The organism is Arcobacter arenosus (assembly GCF_005771535.1).
Taxonomy (GTDB): Bacteria; Campylobacterota; Campylobacteria; order Campylobacterales; family Arcobacteraceae; genus Halarcobacter; species Halarcobacter arenosus.
On record NZ_VANU01000001.1, the window covers coordinates 361,349 to 380,987 of the forward strand.

The window sequence follows — 19,639 nt, forward strand, 5'->3', positions numbered from 1 at the left end:
TTGTATTAATTCTTTTTTATTACCATATTTGTAAGTTTATGCACAAAAGGTGCAACAACAAATATTATTGGGAAAGCTACAATAAAAGCTTTCCAATATGCTTCTAACCATAATGAAACAAAACCATCAATAAAACCTAAGTTTATAAAAGTAATCACTCCACTCATTAAAAAACTCATCAGAGAAGACATAAAAAAAGCAAAAACTACTCTTTGATATTTTGATGGAATCATTTATCTACCTCTATTAATTTGAAAATCGTATTTATAAACTTTTCAAAATCTTCCTTTGCATCATAATTAGCTTGACTCATTTTTCTAATAGTTAACCCCTTTTGATAAGTTAATATTCCATCAGCTAAATCAAGTGATTCCTCTTTTAATTCTCCACTTTCTATACCTTCAGCAAAAATTTTTTCAAGTTCAACTCGAAAAAACTCATTTTTATTACAATTAAATTCTTTCATTGAAAGATTATCGTCTGATAACACGATAGAGAGAAACTCTTTATAGCCATTAAACTTTTTTACTAATTCAGGGTCATCACTTAATACAAACTCAAAAAAAAGTTCAATTTTTTCCCTTATTGTTGTAAGTTTTTCTACCTCTTTTAAAAACTTTCTATGATGTTCTTCAATATGAATATTTATAATTTGGAAAATAATATCATCTTTGTTTTCAAAATATTCATAGATTGTTCCTTTCCCAATTCCAGCAGCTTTTGCTACCTGAGCAACGGTAAGATTTTTCATTCCAACTTCATATATAAGTTCACGGCATGATAAAGCTACTTCTCTTCTTTTTTCTTCTTTATTAATTTTTCTAGGACTCAATATAGTACCTCCTTTGGGTTACAAATAATTAACCATATAACTTTTTGACTGACCGTCGGTCAATTTATGTTGAATTATATCAATCAAAACTTAATGATATATTAATACTGACCAGTAGTCAGTTGAAACAGATAAAAAGATATACTGCCTTTTAAGAGGAACAACTAAGTTTTATATTTGAGTAGTCAAGGGGTGTTGGTTTTGCATATCTTTCAAACTCTTTATGTTCAGAAAAAGGGTTTTGGGCGATTTTTAATAAATCATTTACTAAAGAGAAATCACCCTCTTGAGCTTTTTCTATAGCTTCTTGGAGCATGTAGTTTTTAATTATAAACTTAGGATTAGTTTTTTTCATAAGCTTTTTCATTTTTGAAAAATCTTGTTTTTGTATTTTTATTGCTTCTTTGTATTTCTCAAACCAGCTTTCTAGAGGAGCCCTAAATACAGCTATATCCAAAATTGATGAGATATTATCAAAGTTTTCTAGTTTTGTAAGTTCGTAAAAAAAACAATTATAATCTATCTTTGCTTCTTCTAAAGCCTCAAGTAAAGTAATCATCAAATCTAAGTTTTCATCATCACTTAACTTTATATCTAAACCCAATCTTTCATTCATTATTTTTAAATACTCTTCTTGCTGTTTAGACATAAATGTTTTTAAATATGACATTAGTTTTTGAAAATTGCAAATTTTACCCAAAACAAAAGCCAATACTTCTAAGTTCCATCTAGCAACTTCTGGCTGATTGTTATATGAATATCTTCCTTCCATATCTGTATGATTACAAATAGAATGTTTTGAGAACTGATCCATAAAAGCAAATGGTCCATAATCAATAGTAAGTCCTGCAATTGAAAAGTTATCAGTGTTTATAACCCCATGTTGAAAGCCATATGCCATCCATTGAGCCAATAGTTTTGCACTTTTATCCACTAATTCAAAATACATCTTCTCGTATTTATTCTCATCATTTTTTAGGTGTGGATATGATTGATTAATCACATAATTAGCTAATTGTTTTAGATTTTTTTCAGGTTCACGTCCTCTTGAGAAAAACTCAAAGGTTCCTATTCTAACCCAAGAAGGAGATAATCTTAAAACAATTGCACCTGTTTCTTTTTCCATATAATCTCTATAAACTTCATGACTTGAACCAATTAAGGCTAAGGCTCTTGTTGTAGGGATTTCTAGAGCGTTCATTGCTTCACTTATAATATATTCTCTAATAGATGACCTTAAAACTGCTCTTCCATCTCCTTGTCTTGAATACTTTGTAAGCCCTGAGCCTTTTGTTTGAAGATGCCAATTATTTATATGTCCAAGATTTATAGCTCTTCCATCACCAAGCTGTGGAACAAAATATCCAAACTGATGACCTGCATATGCCATTGCAAAAGGGATACTACCTTCTAAAACTTTTTGACCATTAATAAATTTTACAAAATCTTTGGTTTCACATTCTTCGTAATCTAAATTGATTAAATCACATGCGTTTTTACTGTAACTTATTAAGAAAGGATTATTTAAAGGTGTTGCATTAACTTTTTCATAAAACTTTTTATCAAATTGAAAATAGTCTACTTCAAGTTTTAATTCATCTAATTTCATACTTATACTTTTTTCTTTTGAATTTATCAAATTAAGTTAAATAAACCTTATTTAACTTTGATTACTTTACTTTTTTAATCTAAATGCAAATATAATTCCTCCAAAGGAAATAAATGATAGACCAACCCTACTTCACATTTAAAAGCTATATGAAAAAAAATTATAATACTACACTTCATACTATTCCTGTAGATTTAGATTTAGGGTGTCCAAATAGAGATGAAAACAATAATGGAGGTTGCTCATTTTGTCCCCAAGATGGAGCTAGGGCTGCTCAGATTCTAGATGCAAAAGATGTAGAAACTCAAATAAAAAATGCCATAGAGTTTTCACAAAAAAGATATAAAGCAAAGGAGTTTATGCTTTATATTCAAGCATATACAGGAACATTTACCTCTGTTATAAAACAAAAAGAAAGCTATTCAAAACTTCTAGAACTTTACAATTTTAAAGCAATTAGTATAGGGACTAGACCTGATTGCTTAAATAAATCAACATTAGAATATCTTCTAGAACTAAATAAGCAAATTGATGTTTATGTGGATTTGGGAGTTCAGACATTAAATGACAAGACCTTAAAAGATATTAATAGAGGTCACGATTCAAAACAAACAATAAAAGCTATAAGAGATTTAAAGAGATATGGTATCAAAATCTTTGCTCATATAATAGTTGGATTCAAAAATGAGAGTAGAAAAGATTGGCTAAATACTGTTAAAATAGTTTGTAAAGAGAAGGTTGATGGAATAAAAATACACAATCTACATATTATAAAAAATACTGCTTTAGAAAAAGAGTATGAAAAAGAGGTTTTTAAAACTTTTAATGAATACGAATATGCTGAAGAATTAATTTTTTTAATTAGAAATATCCCTTCTAATATTCCAATTGTAAGAACCTCAACAGATACTCCTACTTGTGACCTAATAGCCCCAATATGGAATATGCAAAAGGGACAGTTTGTAGAGTTTATAAATGAATCAATGATTTATAGTGGTTTTAAACAAGGTGATTTAATAGAAAAAAAAGAACTAAATTTAACAAAACAAAACAGTTTTGAGCTTGAAGATGGAAGTATCACCATTTGGGATAAAATATATAAAGATTACTATCATCCAAAAAATGGAGCATATCTACAAGCAAAAAAACTTTTTTTAGAACAATCAAATTTAAAAGAGAAACTTCAAGAAAAAGATATATCTTTATTAGATATTGGTTTTGGAATGGGAATAAACTCCCTTATGGCAATAAAACTTGAAAAAAAATTCAAACTTGATATCACTGCTCTGGATAAAAATAAAGTGATTATTAAACATTCAGAAAGTTTAAATAAAAATAAAGAAGAAAAAGAGATTTTAAAAAGTTTATATGAAAACTATGAATACAAAAACAGCAATAATCATATAAAACTTTTAATAGGTGATGCAAGGTTTACAATTACTAAATTGGATAAAAAATTTGATATTGTTTTCCTAGATCCTTTTTTACCAAATTTAAACCCTTCTTTACTCTCTTTTGATTTTATAATATTAATAAAAAAAGTGCTCAAAAAAAGTGGTATTATAATTTGTTCTCAAAATAACGAATTAATTAGAAATGCTTTTGCCAAAGTAGGTTTTACATATAAAGAGTTTGAGTTAGAAAAAACTGATATAAAAGGTTTGCTTTTAACTTTAGGAAATAGTTTTTTTCAAGAGAACTATTACCAAGACCCTTATTTGATTTTTAGAGAAAAACAAATTATCACTAACTTTGAACAAAATAAGTGATAATTTAGTCTAGATACAATCTTCTAATCTTACAGTAAAAAGTGCACCTTTGTATTTTATATCCTTATAAGTATACTCTTCATTAGATACACTTATCTCTCCATTCATACCTTCTATTATCTGTTTTGTCATATATAATCCTATACCTGTACCAAAACTCTCATCTTTTGTTGTAAAGTATGCATCAAATATTTTATCTTTTATATCTTCTGCAATTCCCCCTGCACTATCTTTTATTTGTATAAATACATTTTTTTCTTTTTTGTAAATATCAACAAATATTAATTTCTTATTTTTTGTATCTTGAGATTCTAAGGCATCCCTTGCATTTTTTAATATATTTACCAATACTTGAAGAAGTTCATTTTCAAAAGTATTTAATTCAATATCTTCTATGTTTTTTATTATCTCTATTGAATTATTTTTTAATTGTGCTTCCATTAAAGTATATGTTTTTTCAAATATCTTTTTTGTTTTAAAATATTTTTTATTTTTTTCTGGTTTAAAAAAGTTCCTAAAATCATCTATTGTATGGGACATATATTCCACTGAATTTGAAATATTTTTTATTGAGTTATCTAATTCATCTTTTGTTACTACGCCTTCTACTTCTTGACTTAGCATAAAAATTCCATTTGACATTGATATAGCACTTAATGGTTGTTTCCATTGATGGGCAATATTACCTATCATCTCACCCATCATTGCCATCTTTGATTGTTGAGAAAGCATTAAATCTTTTTTTCTTAACTCTTTTTCATAATTTAAGATATCTGAAATATCTGTAAATATCCCTATATAATTTTGAAGTTTTCCTTTGTTGTCTTTAATTGCACTTAATGTTAAAAAAGAAGTAAACTCTTCTTTATTTTTTCGTTTATTAATAATTTTTCCAGACCATTTACCCGTTTGTTTTAAATCTAAAAATAGTTTATTATAAAAATCTTCATCATACTTATCAGATTTGATTATGGAAATCTTTTTTGATAAAACATCATGATAAGAATATCCTGTAATATCACTAAATGCCTTATTACTCTCTGTAATATAACCATTGGCATCTGTAATAATTACACCCTCTTTAAGATTTTGGAAAATCCTTCTCGAACGCTCCAATAACAACATATTCTCATTTTCTTGAGATAAATCTCTAAGAGTCCCATATATAATTTGTTTATTTTCAAAATTTATTATTTGAGAATTTATTGATACGGTAAAAATATTATTCTCTTTACCAATAAGTTCTATTTCAAATTGCGCTTCTTTTTTAGACTTTAATGTATGAAAAATTCTTTTTAACTTTTTTAAATCCTTTGTGGTTAAAAAACTTTTTATATTTGAATTTATCAATTCTAATCTTGTTTTATCAAATAATCTTTCAATATATGGATTTACATTAATTATTGTCCCATCAATTTCAGATATAAAAACACCTTCTCTTACATTATTAAAAATTGTTTCATACTGTTTTGAGATTTCAACTCTTTCACTTATGTCTATTGATGATGAGATATAAAACTTTTTATTTTTAATATTTATTAATTTAGCACCCATTAATATATTAAATAAACTTTCATCTTTTTTCTTTGCAACTAAAGTAAAAATATTGTTTTTGTCTTTTTCTAATTCATTTATAATTTTTTTATGCATTGAAGAATCATAAAAATGATTAGCAGGGGATTCCCCTAATATCTGATTTTCATTTTCATAACCCCAAAGTTTTAAGTAAGATTCATTTACATAACAAAATTTACCATCACTATCTAGTACACTAGTTGCAGCAATTGATTGTTCTAAAAGAAGGGATTGGAATTTTAATTGTTCTTTACTTTTTACATCTTCTGTAATATCTCTAATTAAAGCCATTAAATGTTCATCATCTCCAAGAAGTGACATCCTTGACTCATAATATTTTCTTTCGTTTCCTATTTCTAATTCATAATCAAAAATTTGGATATCTTTTTTTTCAATTGTTTTAGCTAGATATTCTTCAAATAATTTAGCAGCATTAAAAGGTAGTACATCTTGAACTTTTTTATTAATAAAAAAATCAGGTTGTAAATATAAATCATTATTACTCTTAGACCTATAATCTACAATCGTTCCATCTTTTTTAATTATAAATAAAATATCTGGTAGTGTTTCAAATACCAAAGATAAAATATTTTCAAATTTTTTTACATTTTTTTCGGCACTTACATCTATATGTGAGATTACAATATCTTGTATTTCTCCCATTGAGTTTTTAATTGGATATATTTGTGTTTTTACTAATTTTTCTTGATTTTTCAAATTAGTATTAATAGAATCTAAACTATGTGAATACACAGGAATATCGATTATTTCGCCATTAAAAGACCTATTAATAAAATCTAATAAACCTGCTTGTTTAAATATTTTATTGTTATTTATATTTAATTTATTTTTAGTTGTTGATTTTTTTATATCCCAAAACTTTGTATATTCTTTATTAAAATATGTTTGAAACCCTTCTTTGTTATACACTTCTATTGCATATGGAGCTTGTTCTAATAATGATATATAATACTCTTTTGATTCATAAAGCTTTTTTTCATTTCTATTTTTTTCATCTTCATATCTTTTTACTAGAGAGTATAATAAAATAGAAGTAACTACAATAAAAGTCCAACCTTTGAAAGATTGTATTTTCGATAATTGTTCAACATCCTTTATAAAATAAAATAAAATCTCATCAGATAATAAAATCCAAGCTACACCAAATAATAAATAGATAGTTGCAATTTTTGTTTTTATAGATATTTCTTTCAATACTCTTCTTTCAATTTATTTTAATCGTTATTTTCTATTGGTAATTCAATAAAAGTTTTTGCACCACTTTGGGTATTTTTAATATAAATATTACCCTTTAAACTATCTTTTACAATATTAAAACTCATATATAATCCAAGACCTGTACCTTGTGATTGATGTTTAGTTGTAAAATATGGTTCAAATACATGAGGTAATACATCTTCTTTTATACCACCTGCATTATCTTCTATTGTTAAGATAGCTTTATTTTCTTTTTTTATTACATCAATTATTATGGTTGGATTTTGAATTTTATTTATATGTAAAGCATCCTTTGAATTATTTATTATATTCATAATAACTTGTGCTAATTCTCCAAGAATTAGTTTTATTTTTATAGGTTCTTTATCATCAATTCTATTAATTATTTTTATATTTAATATCAATATACACAGTGAAAGCTAATAGTGTAACAATTAAAAATAATAGAAGAAACAAGTTTCTATTATAGGTGTTACTTGGATTAGCTATATTTTTTTGCATACTGAATTCTTTGAATTAATTTTTATCTATAAATGACCATTTTAGCATAAATAACTTTTATTAAACAACTTTGATAGTATTTTATAATTTTAAATAATAATTAATTTTTTTAAATTTCAACTCTTATATAAAATAAGCTATAATTCCAAAAAAAAATTGGACTTAATCGGATATATATGCAAGAAAAAATCGAAACAAAACTAAGCCATTTGGCAAAATATGCTCCCTTTGAAGATATTGCAGGGGCATCTCATTTTCCTATTTATAATACAGGAACCTTTGATTTAAAAAAACAATCGGGGGACAAAATTTATGATTATACTAGAAGTGATAACCCAACAAGAGAGATGTTAGAAAACCTATTTACTGAAGTTGAGGGTGGAGCTGGTTGTGTTTGTACACATACAGGAATTGCTTCTGTTGCCCTACTTTTTGAAACAGTTTTAAAAGCAAACTCACATATTTTAGTTGAAGCTGATTGTTATGGTGGAACATTTAGATTATTAAAAGTATTTAAAGAAAAATACAATATCACAGTTCATTTTGCTGACTTTTTAGAGTTTGATGAATTAGAAAAAATTCTTTCAAACAACCCTATTGACTTAGTTTTATGTGAATCTCCAACTAATCCAGGTCTTAAAATCATAGATTTAAAACAAGTAAGTTTTTTAGCTAAAAAGTACCATGCACTATTTGCAGTTGATAATTCATTGGCTACTTTTATCTCACAAAGACCACTTGATTTAGGAGCTGATTTTTCTTTATTTTCAACTACAAAATATATTTCAGGTCATGGGGCAGTAGTTGCTGGAGCAATTGTAGCTAAAACAGCTGAATTAGCTAATGAGATTCATTACTATGCAAATGCCCATGGTAGAAGTCAGAATCCAATGGATGTATATTTAATCTCTTTAGGTATTCCAACCCTAAAAGTTAGAATGGCAGAACATGAAAAGGTATCAATTAAAATTGCTCAATTTTTAGAAGACCAAGATTATATTAATAAGGTTACACACCCTGCCCTAAAATCACATCCGCAGTATGATTTAGCAAAAGAGCAAATGAATTATATCCCTGGGGTTTTTTGTGCTGATTTTGAAAGTTTAGAATTAGCAGAAAAATTTATTGAAAATACAAAGATTTTTGGAGAAAAATGTTCATTTGGAAGCCCTGATTCAAGGGTAGAAATTCCAGCGAAAATTTCCCATGCTTCATTTTCAAAAGAGGAACTTGAAGCCATTGGAATTGCTGAAGGTACTGTTAGATTCTCTATTGGATTAGAAAGCTATGAAGATTTAATAGAAGATATTAAGCAGGCTGTAAAATAGATGTCAAATTACTTTAATCATATCTCTTGTGGAGAAACACTTCCACCTAAAAATATTCATGCAGTATCTGTATCTATGCCAAAGATTCAAGATGTAATTGATTATGAGGAACAAACTCCTGAAATATTAGAAGTGATTAAAAGTGGTTATCCAAGGTTTATTTTACACCCTTATTTAAAAAAATTGGCAACATATTTAAAAAAGAAATATAATGTTCCTGATTCATATGAGGTTGTAGTTTTATCTTCACAAAAAGCAGTTGAACTTGTAAGTGATAAATACTATATTCATAATAAAATTGATATAGATGAACCTTTTGGAATTATTTTAGTTCAAAAAGGAACATCACAGCTTCAAAAGGTTTTAACTTATATTCAACATTCAGGGTGTAACTTATCTTCTAGATTTGCAGAAAAATATCTATTTGAACTGGGATTAATCAATACTCTTCATGAAGAAGAATTAGAAGATGAAGATATTGCAGAAGATATTATTATATCTACACTTGCAAGTGCTTATAAACAGCCAAAGAAAAATATTTATCTTGCCCCTTCAGGGATGAATGCAATTTATTCAGTTATTAGAGCAATAAACTCAATCCAAAGTCATAATGGAAGATCTATTTTAGTTCAATTTGGTTGGTTGTATTTGGATACAATGAATATTGTAAATCACCATTATAAAGAATCAAAAATATTTACTGATGTTTTAAATCTAGATTTACTTGAAGAGTATTTAAAAGAGAATGGATTTCAAGTAAGTGCAATAATTACTGAAATCCCAACAAATCCCCTTTTAAAAACAGTAGATATAAAAAGATTAAGAACTTTATGTGATAAATATAATATCCCCTTAATAATTGATACAACCTTTGCAACACCATATAATCTAGACCTAACATCTTATGCAGATATCTTTGTTGAATCCCTTACAAAATTTGCTTGTGGAAATGCTGATGTTTTAATGGGTGCAATTATTTTAAACAAAAAGCATACTTTATCCCACATGACTAAAGAGTTTTTCAAACATTGTGAACCTGTATTTATAAAAGATAAACAAAGATTAGCTTTTGAGATAAAAGAGTATAAAACTCGAGTTAAAAAAATCTCTTCAAATACAAAAGCTTTGGTTGAATATTTAAAAACTTGTCCTTATATTGATAAGATATATTACTGTTTTAGTGAAGAGAATAAAGAAAACTACTCACAAACAATTATTGATGATAATTCATACACAGGGATTGTATCTGTTACTTTTAAAAAACCATTATCAGAGATTTATGATAATCTAAATTTTGCAAAGGGACCAAGTCTTGGAACTGAGTTTACCCTTTTAATGCCTTATTCATACCTTGCTCACTATGATATGATAACTTCAAAAAAGGGAAATAATTTTTTAAAAAAAATTGACCTTCCAATAGAAATAATCCGAATTTCTATAGGATGTGAACCTATTAATGATATTATATATGAGTTTAAAAAACTAGAAAATATCTAAAATATAATAAAATGCTATCCTTTTGATACCTTTTAATGTTAGAATCTAAAAAATCAATCAAAGGGTTAGCATATGACAATTAAGTTTAAAATAAATGGAGCCTTTTTAACACTTATTGCAATCACTATATTACTAAGTTTATATATATCATATAATCTTAGTAATATAGAAAAAAATGTAAAAGAATTAAGTGAAAAAGACTTTTCTGGGATTACAGTTTTACTTGAAGCTGATAGGGATTCATATCAATCAAATGTTGCATTGTCACAACTAATAAATAAGCAAGATAAGGAAAATGCTAAAGATTTAATTAAAGATGTTGATGATAACTTACAACAAGTTAGACAAAGGTTTGATAAGTTTAAAGCTCGTCTTGAAAAAGATATGCCTGACAAAAAAGACAAATTCGAGGAATTTGATACATTTTTTAATTTAACGTCACAACACACTTCTAAATTAAAAGATTTTATCAATGCTGGCAATTATGAAGAAGCTAAAGAATACTATTTTAATAAGTATTTAAAAGATTATGGTTCAATGAGAGATTTAATCGACTTTTTTACGGAAGCCTCGTATAAGGTTGTTGGGAAAAATCAAAATGCTACTGCATCTTTAATCTCAAACTCCTTTACAATTTTTGTAATTATTGGATTATTAAGTGTTTTAGTTGCGATAATTTTTGCCCTTGCTTTAAGTAAATCAATTAATAATTCACTTACAAAATTTAACGGTGGATTACAAAATTTCTTTAATTTCTTAAATAGAGAATCAGCTTTTGTGGAACTTTTAGATGAATCTTCTAAAGATGAAATAGCAAAACTTGCTTCTATTGTAAATAAGAATATTAACAAAACAAAAACTTTAATGGAAAATGATGCGGCATTAATCAATGAAGTTAAAGATGTAGTTGAAAAAGTTAAAGCTGGAAATCTAGATGATACAATCAAACTTTCAACGGAAAATAAAGAACTTGAAGAATTAAAAACAATATTCAATGAGATGTTAAAAGTTATATCTTCAAATATTTCAAATAACTTAAATGAGATAAAAACTGCTTTAGAACAGTTTCAAAAACTTAATTTTACACATAGAATTACAAATGCTTCAGGTAATACAGTTGAAGGTTTAAATACCCTTGCAAATATTATTAATGAAATGTTAGTTCATAATAAAACAAATGGTTTAACACTTCAAACAAGTGCAAAAGGGCTTTCAAATATGGTTGATGGTTTAAGTAAATCATCAAATGAAGCTGCTGCAAGTATTGAAGAAACTGCCGCGGCACTTGAAGAGATTACAGCTAATATCAACCACAACAGCGAAACTGTAGTAAAAATGGCTCAAAATGCCAATGAATTGAAAAAATCTTCTTCTGAAGGTGAACAAATGGCAAGTAATACTACAAAAGCAATGGATGAAATTAATGAACAAGTAAGTGCAATTAATGAAGCAATTACTGTCATTGATCAAATTGCATTCCAAACAAATATTTTATCTTTAAATGCAGCGGTTGAAGCGGCAACAGCAGGGGAAGCTGGAAAAGGTTTTGCGGTTGTAGCACAAGAAGTAAGAAATCTGGCTTCTAGATCGGCAGAAGCTGCTAAAGAGATTAAAGAATTAGTTGAAAATGCAACATTAAAAGCAAACGATGGTAAAACTATTGCTAATAAAATGATAAAAGGGTATGAGGGTCTAAATAAAAATGTTACTACTACATTAGAGTTAATTAGTAATGTAGAACATTCAAGTAAAGAGCAACAAAGTGGAATTAATCAAATTAATAATGCAGTTAATCAATTAGATACTCAAACTCAAAAAAACGCAGAAGTAGCTAACAACGCTAAAGATATTGCTAATCAAACTCAAACTATCGCCGATGACATTGTAAAAGATGCAGATGAAAAAGAGTTTGTTGGTAAAGATACTATTGTAGCCAAAGAGCTTAAAATAGATACTTCTTTCACTAAAACTGAGACTAAAAGGGTTGAACCAACTCACAAAAAAGAGAGTTATGCACAACAAAGAAATAAAGAAATAAAACCAATAACTACAACTAAAACAGTAGTAGCAAACAATAAAGACGATGATGAATGGGAGAGTTTTTAAACTCTCCTAATAACTAAACCATTTGAGCGTTTAAAAAAAGTAAAATACCTAATAAGAACATCACGACTGGCGATAAATATTCTAAAAAATTAGTTAATTTATGTGATTTTTCACTAACTTTTTGAACTGATACACCTAAAAATGAAGAGGCAAAAATCACTAATCCCATCCCTAAACTAATAAAAATAGAAGCTAAAATAACTGCAAAATAAGTTTTTAGCATAAAAGCATAAATAAAAAGAATAACAGTACCAGGACAAGGTATAAGTCCAGCAGTTAATACAAAATATAAATCTTTTTTCATAAAGTTTGCTTTTAGTTTTGTTGTATTTTTAGGTTTTGTTGTACTCCACATAGAGTTTGTTTGAGAAGCAGATGCAGAACAACATGAGGAACAAGCGCAACTTTTTTTTACAATTTTATTATATAAAATAAAAGCGGCTAAAGCTATGATCATAAAAGCACTTATCTTTGTTAAAATTTCAACTGAATCATTTACAAAATTGTTTAAAACTGATTGAAGGATAAAAACAGAAACAACAACCAAAACTAAAGCTCCAACTATATGAATAAAAGCACTAGCTTGAGATATAAAAAATGCTTTTCTAAAAGAACTTTTATTTGCTAAAAAATAAGAAAAGGCTAAAGATTTACCATGTCCAGGCCCAAGAGCATGAATGATTCCATAAAGAAAAGATATTCCTAATAAAATAAATAAAGCATAATTATCACCATTTTCTATTTTTATAAGATACTCTTTTACCTTATTAGAAAATTTTGCTAGATATGTTTCTTCTTTTTGTTGTTTTGGTTCATCTAATTTTTCTAATTTTTTTGTTTCATCGATATTAGATTCTATAACTTCTTGTTCTTTAGGTTCATCTTCTTGTAGTTTCTCATCTTTTAATACACCATCTAGATAGAAAACAACACTTTTTCTATCAACCATTTTTTTAACATCAAAAGGGGCATCAATTTTTACAGAGTTTTTTACTAATAAAAGTATGAAATAATTTTCTTTATCATCAATATTTAAATATAAAATCTTTTCTTTATCTAAATCGTAGTCAAGGTTTAATACATAATTAAAATGAAGTAGAGAATTTTTTATATAACTTTTCTTTTTAATTACATCTGCTTTTAAACTTTTTTCTTTATTAATAATTTTATCGTATGAAATATGGGTTAAATAGTTTCTAGGGACAATATAGTCCAATAATGATTGCTCTACAGGAATCAATTCATTTTTATCGAGGTAATTGTTTTGATTTGTATCATAAACCTCTTTTAACATATTAGTAAATTCTTTTGAAAGAACCCAAGTTATCTCTGCAGTTTTTATTTTATGTTCATCTGCTTGAACTTTAATTGATACTTTGGTTTCAGGTGAATAGATTGTACATAGAGCACACCCAAAAAGGGTGTGCGTAAAAAGTGTAAGAAATATAAATATTTTACTTATAAGATTTTGCAATTTCTGTTGCTACCTTTAAAAGATTTTCATCCCATTTTTCAGATAATGGGTTGATAGTCGCAACATTACCATTTATACTCTTAGATATAGTTTTAGCACCTTTTTGAGAAAATTGTGGAGCAACAAAAACTATTTTAATATCATGTTTTTTTGCTTCTTCAACCAGTTCAATTAACTGAGCAGGTTTTGGTTCTTTTCCTTGAATTTCAATAGAAATTTGTTCTAAATGATATCTTTTTGCAAAATATCCCCAAGATGGATGAAACACCATAAAAGCTTTATGTTCATATGGCTCAATAATAGATTCTAATTTTTTATCTAATTCATCTAATTCTTTTACAAATAATTGATAGTTTTTAGTATAAAAATCTTTATTAGCTTCATCAACTTTTATTAAAGCATTTAAAATGTTTTCTGCTTGTTTTTTTACTAAAATTGGATCTAGCCATACATGAGGATCTAAACCTGTATGATCGTGTTCATCATGTTCTTCTTCATGTTTATTTTTTTCATGGTCATGGTCTTCTTCATGTTTATGTTCATCATGAGCCTCTTCATCATTATGTTCATGAGCTTGTATCTCTTGTTTTTCAATACCTTTAGTAGTATCAACAACTAACATTTTTTTATTTGCATCTTCAAATTTTTTTAGCCAAGATTTTTCAAAAGGTACTCCAATTGAAAAATATACTAAAGAGTTTGATAATTTTTTCATTTGCGATGTTTTAGGTTCATATGAAGCTGGAGATGCTCCTGGCTTAACCATTACATTAACATCGATTTTATCCCCTGCAATTTTTTCTACGAAAAATTTTTGAGGTAAAATTGAAACAGTTACTTCTTTTGCTACTACAAAACTTGATAATAGTGCTAAAGCAATTAAAATCTTTTTCATCATATCTATAAATCCTTTTTTTTATTTTTGCAATTAGGTTGCATTTATCGAATTTTATCATCAAAATTTTAAATGCAACTTAATTGCATATTTAAAATAGCTTTTTCAAATATTATTTTAAATTCAAATTGATATAATAGAATATGAATTTAGAAAACATATCAAAAAACATAAAACTTACAACAGCAAGAAAAGCGATTTTAGAACTGCTTTATTCATACAATAAACCACTTTGTTATGAAGAAGTTAAAGATAACCTAGCTATGGACAAGGCTACTTTTTATAGAAATATTATAAAGTTTGAAGAGGAAGGTATAATAAACTCTTTTGAGTCAAACGATAAAAAAAGATATTATGAAATAAAAAATAAAAAACATTCCCATTTTATTTGTAATATCTGTTCAAAAATTGAATGTTTACATGAAAAGCTAGAGATAAATCTTCCAAACTACGAAATTGATAATATTATTATAAAGGGTACCTGCCCTAATTGTAAAGATTAAGGACATTAATGATTAAACCTGCAATATTAACTAACTTTGAAAAATTTATTAATAAAGAAGCCCTAAGTGGTATTTTACTTTTTGTTGCAACAGTTTTAGCTGTTATTGTTGCAAACTCAAGTTTAGGGCAAGATTATTATGACCTATGGCATTTGCCCCTTGGAGTAAATCTAGGGGAGATGAGTGTTTCAATGACTCTAACTTATTGGATTGATGATGGTCTTATGGCTTTATTCTTTTTAATGGTTGGTCTTGAGATTAAAAGAGAGATGTTGGTGGGTGAACTTTCAACAGTAAATAAAGCTACATTTCCTATTATTGCAGCAGTTGGAGGAATGATAATTCCTGCACTTATCTATGTAAGTTTAAATCCATCTAATCCTTTAGGATTTGGTATTCCTATGGCAACAGACATCGCTTTTGCTTTAGGTATTTTGATGTTACTTGGGAATAAGGTTAATCCAGCTTTAAAAGTATTTTTAGTTGCTTTAGCTGTTGTTGATGATTTAGGTGCTATATTTGTTGTTGCTACAGTTTATACAAATGAAATACACTCTGAATATTTTGTACATGTTATCTTAATTATGGCTCTTTTATTTTCCCTTAATAAACTTAAAGTTACAGCTTTAACCCCTTATCTTCTTTTAGGAATTGCTTTATGGATTTATGTTCATGCAATTGGTATTCATGCAACAATTGCAGGAGTATTATTAGCCTTTACAATACCAATCAAAGCAAAAATTGATCAGAAAAAATTTGTAAAAAAAACTAAAAAAGATATACATAAGTTTGAAGAAAATATGGAAGAAGATTTTCCTGTTTTAAATGATGAACAAATTCATAATCTTGATCATATAGCACATAACTATGAGAAAGTTCAAAACCCCCTTGTAAGACTTGAACATGGATTACATGGTTTATCTGCTTTTTTTATCATGCCTTTATTTGCTTTTTCAAATGCAGGGGTAATAATCGACTTTTCAACGGTAAGTGCAAATTTAATGATTGTATTAGGGGTTGTATTAGGTCTAATACTAGGTAAACCTATAGGAATTGTAGGATTAACTTATCTTGCAACAAAGTTAAAATTAGTAGAAAAACCAGATGATATTTCATGGACAGAGATTATTGCAGTTGGTTTTATTGCTGGTATTGGATTTACAATGTCAATTTTTATTACCCACTTAGCTTTCATCGATGAAGGAATAATTGCAGCAGTTAAATTAGGAGTTTTTGTTGCTTCATTTATTGCAGCAGTTATTGGAGTATTTCTTCTACTTACAATAAAAAAAGTATAGGTTGCTCCTATACTTTTCAAAAAAACTAAAAAAGCAATTTTATTCTATTTTTTTATTTCTTCTTTGGATATAATCTAAATTATGAGTAGACTTTTAAATAACATTCTTTTTGAAAACGTACAATTTTCAAATTCAAATTTTACTAAACACTACCACGACACCTATACAATAGGACTTACCTATAAAGGTGTACTAAAAGCATATAATGCAAATGAAGCATACGACTCATACCAATACTCAATTAGAATAAACAATCCAGGTGAAGTTCACCATGGAAAATCAGAACAATGGTCCCATGCAAACTTTTACCCAACTATTGAAATTATTGCAGACATTTATGAACAAATTTTCTTTGAGAAAAAGATACCTTGTTTTCAAAGACATATTATAAACAATCCTGAACTTTTTGCAAAACTTCACTCATTTTTTGATTCATATTTCAAAGGTGATGATGAATTAATTATTGAAACAAAACTAATAGAAGCAATTTCTTCTCTGATATTAAATAATACAATTTATACAAAAAGATATAAAGAAATCTATGAAGATAAAAAAATTATAAAAGATACATATGAACTAATTAAAGATTCAATAGATACAAACTTTAATTTAGAAACACTAGCTTCAAATGTAAACCTAAGCAAATACCATTTTATTAGACTTTTTAAAAAAGAATTTGGAATAACTCCCCATGCTTTTATTATAAATGAAAGATTGAATCGTGCAAATTCATTAATCAAAAACTCAAATATTTCTATTAGTGAAGCATCTATTCAAGTTGGCTTTAATGACCAATCCCATTTTGCTAGAAATTTTAAAAAATACTTTGGATACACTCCATCAAAACTAATTAAATAGCAATTTTATTCTATACAAATAATTATTCTTTTATTAAACTTCCAATAAAAAGAGATATTATGACCGAATCAAATAAAAATATATTTTACATCTTACTGTTTTTTGCTATGGTTTGCTGGGGTGGTTCATGGGTTAATGTTAAGTTTCTAGGTCTTTACATGGATGAATTTGAAACTATGACTTTTAGATATATAATTACAGCCATATCAATGGTTCCACTTATGATTATTTTAAGAAAATCTTTTAAAATTAGTCTTAGAAACTTTATATTAGTAACTATTACATCAATTGCTTTAATTGCTTATATGAAATACTTTTATTTAGGTGTAAAACTTGGAACTGCATCATTAGGTGGTTCATTAGTAACTAGTTTAATTCCAATAAATACATTTATTATGATGGCTTTATTAAAAGCAAAAACTGTTACAAAAAAAGATGCCTTTGCTTTAGGTCTTGGAGCAATTGGTGTTATGACAATACTCCATGTTTGGACATTTGATAGTGAAAAAATCTTTGTTACATATAATTTGTATTTTATTTTAGCTTCTTTACTTTGGCCAATTGTTACTATTCTTAGCTCAAAAGCAATGAAGATATCACCTATTACTTTTACCTTTCATATGTATATTGTAACATCAGTATTAAATCTTATATTTTTTGTTGATTTAACTACAATTGAATACTCAAAACTTGATTCTACTTTCTGGATAAATATGTTGAGCATCTCAATTTTAGCTTCAACTTTTGCAAATACAATCTATTTTTTAGGTATAGAAAAACTTGGAGCTAGTGAAGTTAGTTCTTTTGTATTTTTAGTTCCCTTTGCTGCAATAACACTAAGTGCAATTTTTCTTGAGGAAAATATTAGTTTTTCAATTATTTTTGGGACAATTTTAACTATAATAGCAGTTAAAATTTTAAACAATATAAAAATATTAAAGAAGAAAAAGATTGAATCAAACTAAACTAAATACTTTTACCCTTTCAGGTCTTATAATAGGACCAATTTTAGGATCAGGTGTTATTTTACTTCCAGCACTTTTATATAATATGATTGGAAATGCCTCTATATTTACATGGGGAACAATCTTAATACTTGGTTTTTTGTTTGCTCTTATTTTTGGGAAACTTTCAATTTTATTTCCAGGAGATGGAGGGGTTTCCCTTGCAACAAAAGAGGCTATGGGTAAAAAGTACCAAATACTAACCTCTTTTTATCTAATTTGCGCAGTTTTTTTTGGTCCAGTAGCAGTTTTAATAATAGCTGCAAAATTTCTAATGCCCTATTTTCCAAATATATCAATTGAGCTTTTAGGCTTTTTTATTTATATAATCACCTATTTAGCTCTTCTTATTAGGATTGGTTTTTTAGGAAAATTGATGCTAATAGTTAGTTCAGCTATTACAATAATATTTTTTCTATCAAGTATTTTTATCCTTTTAAATGTAGAAGAGTTTAGTTTAAATATCCCAAATATTTCGATAAAAGAGTATGGGTATTCTTTGCTAATTGTATTTTGGTCAATAGTTGGTTGGGAAGTTATTGGAAACTATTCTCAAGATGTTGATGATACTAAAACACTAACAAATGCAGTTAAAATTTCAGCAATTATTATTTCTACGGTTTATATTTTAATTGTTCTTGCAATATGTTTTGGAGAATTTCCAAAAAATGAAGAGTTTAAACTTGTATGGTTAATTATCCCAATTTTTGGAAATAGTTCAAACTTTATACTTGCTAGTGTATCTGTGATTTTATGTATTGGAACACTAATTCTTTTTGTTGGAGGGGTTTCAAGATTAATCTCTTCACTAAATTTGACAAAATATACTTCAACAGTGACAACAAAAAAAGTTCCAATTGGAGCTTTAAATTCTCTTTCAATACTTTATGTTATTACATTAGTTTTGGTTTATATGGGTTATCTTACTTTGGATAATTTAGTAGCGTTTTCCGATGCGTTTTTTATTTCAAATGCTTTAATTGGATTAATAACTGCAATAATACTTTTTGAAAAAGGTTTTTTAAAAAACAGCGCTATTTTATTAGCTTTTTTGTTTTTTATAATTTTACTATTCTCAAATATTTTTATTTTATCTGTAATTATTGCTTTGTTTATTTATACCTATTTCAAAAAAAGGGCTTAAGCCCTTT

The 19,639-nt window shown here is 26.9% G+C and carries 16 protein-coding genes; 9 read left to right on the forward strand and 7 right to left on the reverse strand.

What is annotated here, in order from left to right; genetic code table 11:
• Nucleotides 1-5: 5 nt before the first annotated feature.
• From FDK22_RS01880 to FDK22_RS01890, 3 genes are all read right to left on the reverse strand, one after another.
• Complete coding sequence (locus FDK22_RS01880) at nucleotides 6-233, reverse strand: DUF2798 domain-containing protein (protein WP_138151193.1); 228 nt, start codon at nucleotides 231-233, stop codon at nucleotides 6-8.
• Entirely contained in the window at nucleotides 230-832 is a 603-nt protein-coding gene (locus FDK22_RS01885; RefSeq protein ID WP_138151194.1) for a TetR/AcrR family transcriptional regulator, read from the reverse strand. The genes FDK22_RS01880 and FDK22_RS01885 overlap by 4 nt, the downstream gene beginning before the upstream one ends.
• A gap of 151 nt (nucleotides 833-983) precedes the next feature.
• Nucleotides 984-2,441, reverse strand: coding sequence for a protein adenylyltransferase SelO (locus FDK22_RS01890; protein ID WP_171012892.1), 1,458 nt, complete (start codon nucleotides 2,439-2,441; stop codon nucleotides 984-986).
• A gap of 113 nt (nucleotides 2,442-2,554) precedes the next feature.
• Between FDK22_RS01890 and mnmL the strand changes: the two genes are divergently transcribed.
• Entirely contained in the window at nucleotides 2,555-4,210 is a 1,656-nt protein-coding gene (gene mnmL, locus FDK22_RS01895) for a tRNA modification radical SAM protein MnmL/YtqA (protein ID WP_138151195.1), read from the forward strand.
• Nucleotides 4,211-4,219: 9 nt separating this feature from the next.
• On the opposite strand, the gene FDK22_RS01900 is transcribed toward mnmL, so the two are convergent.
• Nucleotides 4,220-7,000, reverse strand: coding sequence for a PAS domain S-box protein (locus FDK22_RS01900; protein WP_138151196.1), 2,781 nt, complete (start codon nucleotides 6,998-7,000; stop codon nucleotides 4,220-4,222).
• Nucleotides 7,001-7,020: 20 nt separating this feature from the next.
• Nucleotides 7,021-7,428: a sensor histidine kinase gene (locus FDK22_RS01905; protein ID WP_138151197.1), complete on the reverse strand. Its 408-nt coding sequence runs from the start codon at nucleotides 7,426-7,428 to the stop codon at nucleotides 7,021-7,023.
• A 273-nt stretch (nucleotides 7,429-7,701) separates the two neighbouring features.
• Here FDK22_RS01905 and FDK22_RS01910 point away from each other — a divergent pair, with 273 nt between their 5' ends.
• The 3 genes from FDK22_RS01910 to FDK22_RS01920 all read left to right on the forward strand — a co-directional run bounded on the left by FDK22_RS01910 (nucleotide 7,702) and on the right by FDK22_RS01920 (nucleotide 12,456).
• The gene (locus FDK22_RS01910; protein WP_138151198.1) at nucleotides 7,702-8,853 is read left to right on the forward strand and encodes a trans-sulfuration enzyme family protein; all 1,152 of its coding nucleotides are present in this window, start codon (nucleotides 7,702-7,704) and stop codon (nucleotides 8,851-8,853) included.
• Complete coding sequence (locus tag FDK22_RS01915; RefSeq protein WP_138151199.1) at nucleotides 8,854-10,350, forward strand: PLP-dependent transferase; 1,497 nt, start codon at nucleotides 8,854-8,856, stop codon at nucleotides 10,348-10,350.
• Nucleotides 10,351-10,422: 72 nt separating this feature from the next.
• On the forward strand, nucleotides 10,423-12,456 hold the full coding sequence (locus tag FDK22_RS01920; RefSeq protein ID WP_138151200.1) for a HAMP domain-containing methyl-accepting chemotaxis protein: 2,034 nt from the start codon (nucleotides 10,423-10,425) through the stop codon (nucleotides 12,454-12,456).
• 13 nt (nucleotides 12,457-12,469) lie between these two features.
• Here FDK22_RS01920 and FDK22_RS01925 read toward each other — a convergent pair whose 3' ends face one another.
• A complete protein-coding gene (locus FDK22_RS01925) occupies nucleotides 12,470-13,930 on the reverse strand; it encodes a nickel/cobalt transporter (RefSeq protein ID WP_138151201.1) in 1,461 nt (486 codons plus the stop codon).
• Nucleotides 13,911-14,828, reverse strand: coding sequence for a metal ABC transporter solute-binding protein, Zn/Mn family (locus FDK22_RS01930; protein WP_338078776.1), 918 nt, complete (start codon nucleotides 14,826-14,828; stop codon nucleotides 13,911-13,913). The genes FDK22_RS01925 and FDK22_RS01930 overlap by 20 nt, the downstream gene beginning before the upstream one ends.
• A 140-nt stretch (nucleotides 14,829-14,968) precedes the next feature.
• Between FDK22_RS01930 and FDK22_RS01935 the strand changes: the two genes are divergently transcribed.
• The 5 genes from FDK22_RS01935 (at nucleotide 14,969) to FDK22_RS01955 (ending at nucleotide 19,632) form a co-directional block, all read left to right on the forward strand.
• Nucleotides 14,969-15,328 (forward strand): Fur family transcriptional regulator, encoded by a 360-nt coding sequence (locus FDK22_RS01935; RefSeq protein ID WP_138151202.1) that lies wholly within the window; start codon nucleotides 14,969-14,971, stop codon nucleotides 15,326-15,328.
• 8 nt (nucleotides 15,329-15,336) lie between these two features.
• Nucleotides 15,337-16,626: a Na+/H+ antiporter NhaA gene (gene nhaA, locus FDK22_RS01940; RefSeq protein ID WP_138151203.1), complete on the forward strand. Its 1,290-nt coding sequence runs from the start codon at nucleotides 15,337-15,339 to the stop codon at nucleotides 16,624-16,626.
• A gap of 81 nt (nucleotides 16,627-16,707) precedes the next feature.
• Nucleotides 16,708-17,484: a helix-turn-helix transcriptional regulator gene (locus tag FDK22_RS01945; RefSeq protein WP_138151204.1), complete on the forward strand. Its 777-nt coding sequence runs from the start codon at nucleotides 16,708-16,710 to the stop codon at nucleotides 17,482-17,484.
• 59 nt (nucleotides 17,485-17,543) lie between these two features.
• Entirely contained in the window at nucleotides 17,544-18,449 is a 906-nt protein-coding gene (locus tag FDK22_RS01950; RefSeq protein WP_138151205.1) for a DMT family transporter, read from the forward strand.
• The gene (locus tag FDK22_RS01955) at nucleotides 18,436-19,632 is read left to right on the forward strand and encodes an APC family permease (RefSeq protein ID WP_138151206.1); all 1,197 of its coding nucleotides are present in this window, start codon (nucleotides 18,436-18,438) and stop codon (nucleotides 19,630-19,632) included. Before FDK22_RS01950 ends, FDK22_RS01955 begins: the two co-directional genes overlap by 14 nt.
• Nucleotides 19,633-19,639 lie beyond the last annotated feature (7 nt).

Bases quoted from the DNA above. Each gene is read 5' to 3' on its own strand.
- FDK22_RS01880 (WP_138151193.1), bottom strand. From the start codon at position 233: ATGATTCCATCAAAATATCAAAGAGTAGTTTTTGCTTTTTTTATGTCT.
- FDK22_RS01890 (WP_171012892.1), bottom strand. From the start codon at position 2,441: ATGAAATTAGATGAATTAAAACTTGAAGTAGACTATTTTCAATTTGAT.
- mnmL (WP_138151195.1), top strand. From the start codon at position 2,555: ATGATAGACCAACCCTACTTCACATTTAAAAGCTATATGAAAAAAAAT.
- FDK22_RS01910 (WP_138151198.1), top strand. From the start codon at position 7,702: ATGCAAGAAAAAATCGAAACAAAACTAAGCCATTTGGCAAAATATGCT.
- FDK22_RS01915 (WP_138151199.1), top strand. From the start codon at position 8,854: ATGTCAAATTACTTTAATCATATCTCTTGTGGAGAAACACTTCCACCT.
- FDK22_RS01920 (WP_138151200.1), top strand. From the start codon at position 10,423: ATGACAATTAAGTTTAAAATAAATGGAGCCTTTTTAACACTTATTGCA.
- FDK22_RS01930 (WP_338078776.1), bottom strand. From the start codon at position 14,828: ATGATGAAAAAGATTTTAATTGCTTTAGCACTATTATCAAGTTTTGTA.
- FDK22_RS01935 (WP_138151202.1), top strand. From the start codon at position 14,969: ATGAATTTAGAAAACATATCAAAAAACATAAAACTTACAACAGCAAGA.
- nhaA (WP_138151203.1), top strand. From the start codon at position 15,337: ATGATTAAACCTGCAATATTAACTAACTTTGAAAAATTTATTAATAAA.
- FDK22_RS01945 (WP_138151204.1), top strand. From the start codon at position 16,708: ATGAGTAGACTTTTAAATAACATTCTTTTTGAAAACGTACAATTTTCA.
- FDK22_RS01950 (WP_138151205.1), top strand. From the start codon at position 17,544: ATGACCGAATCAAATAAAAATATATTTTACATCTTACTGTTTTTTGCT.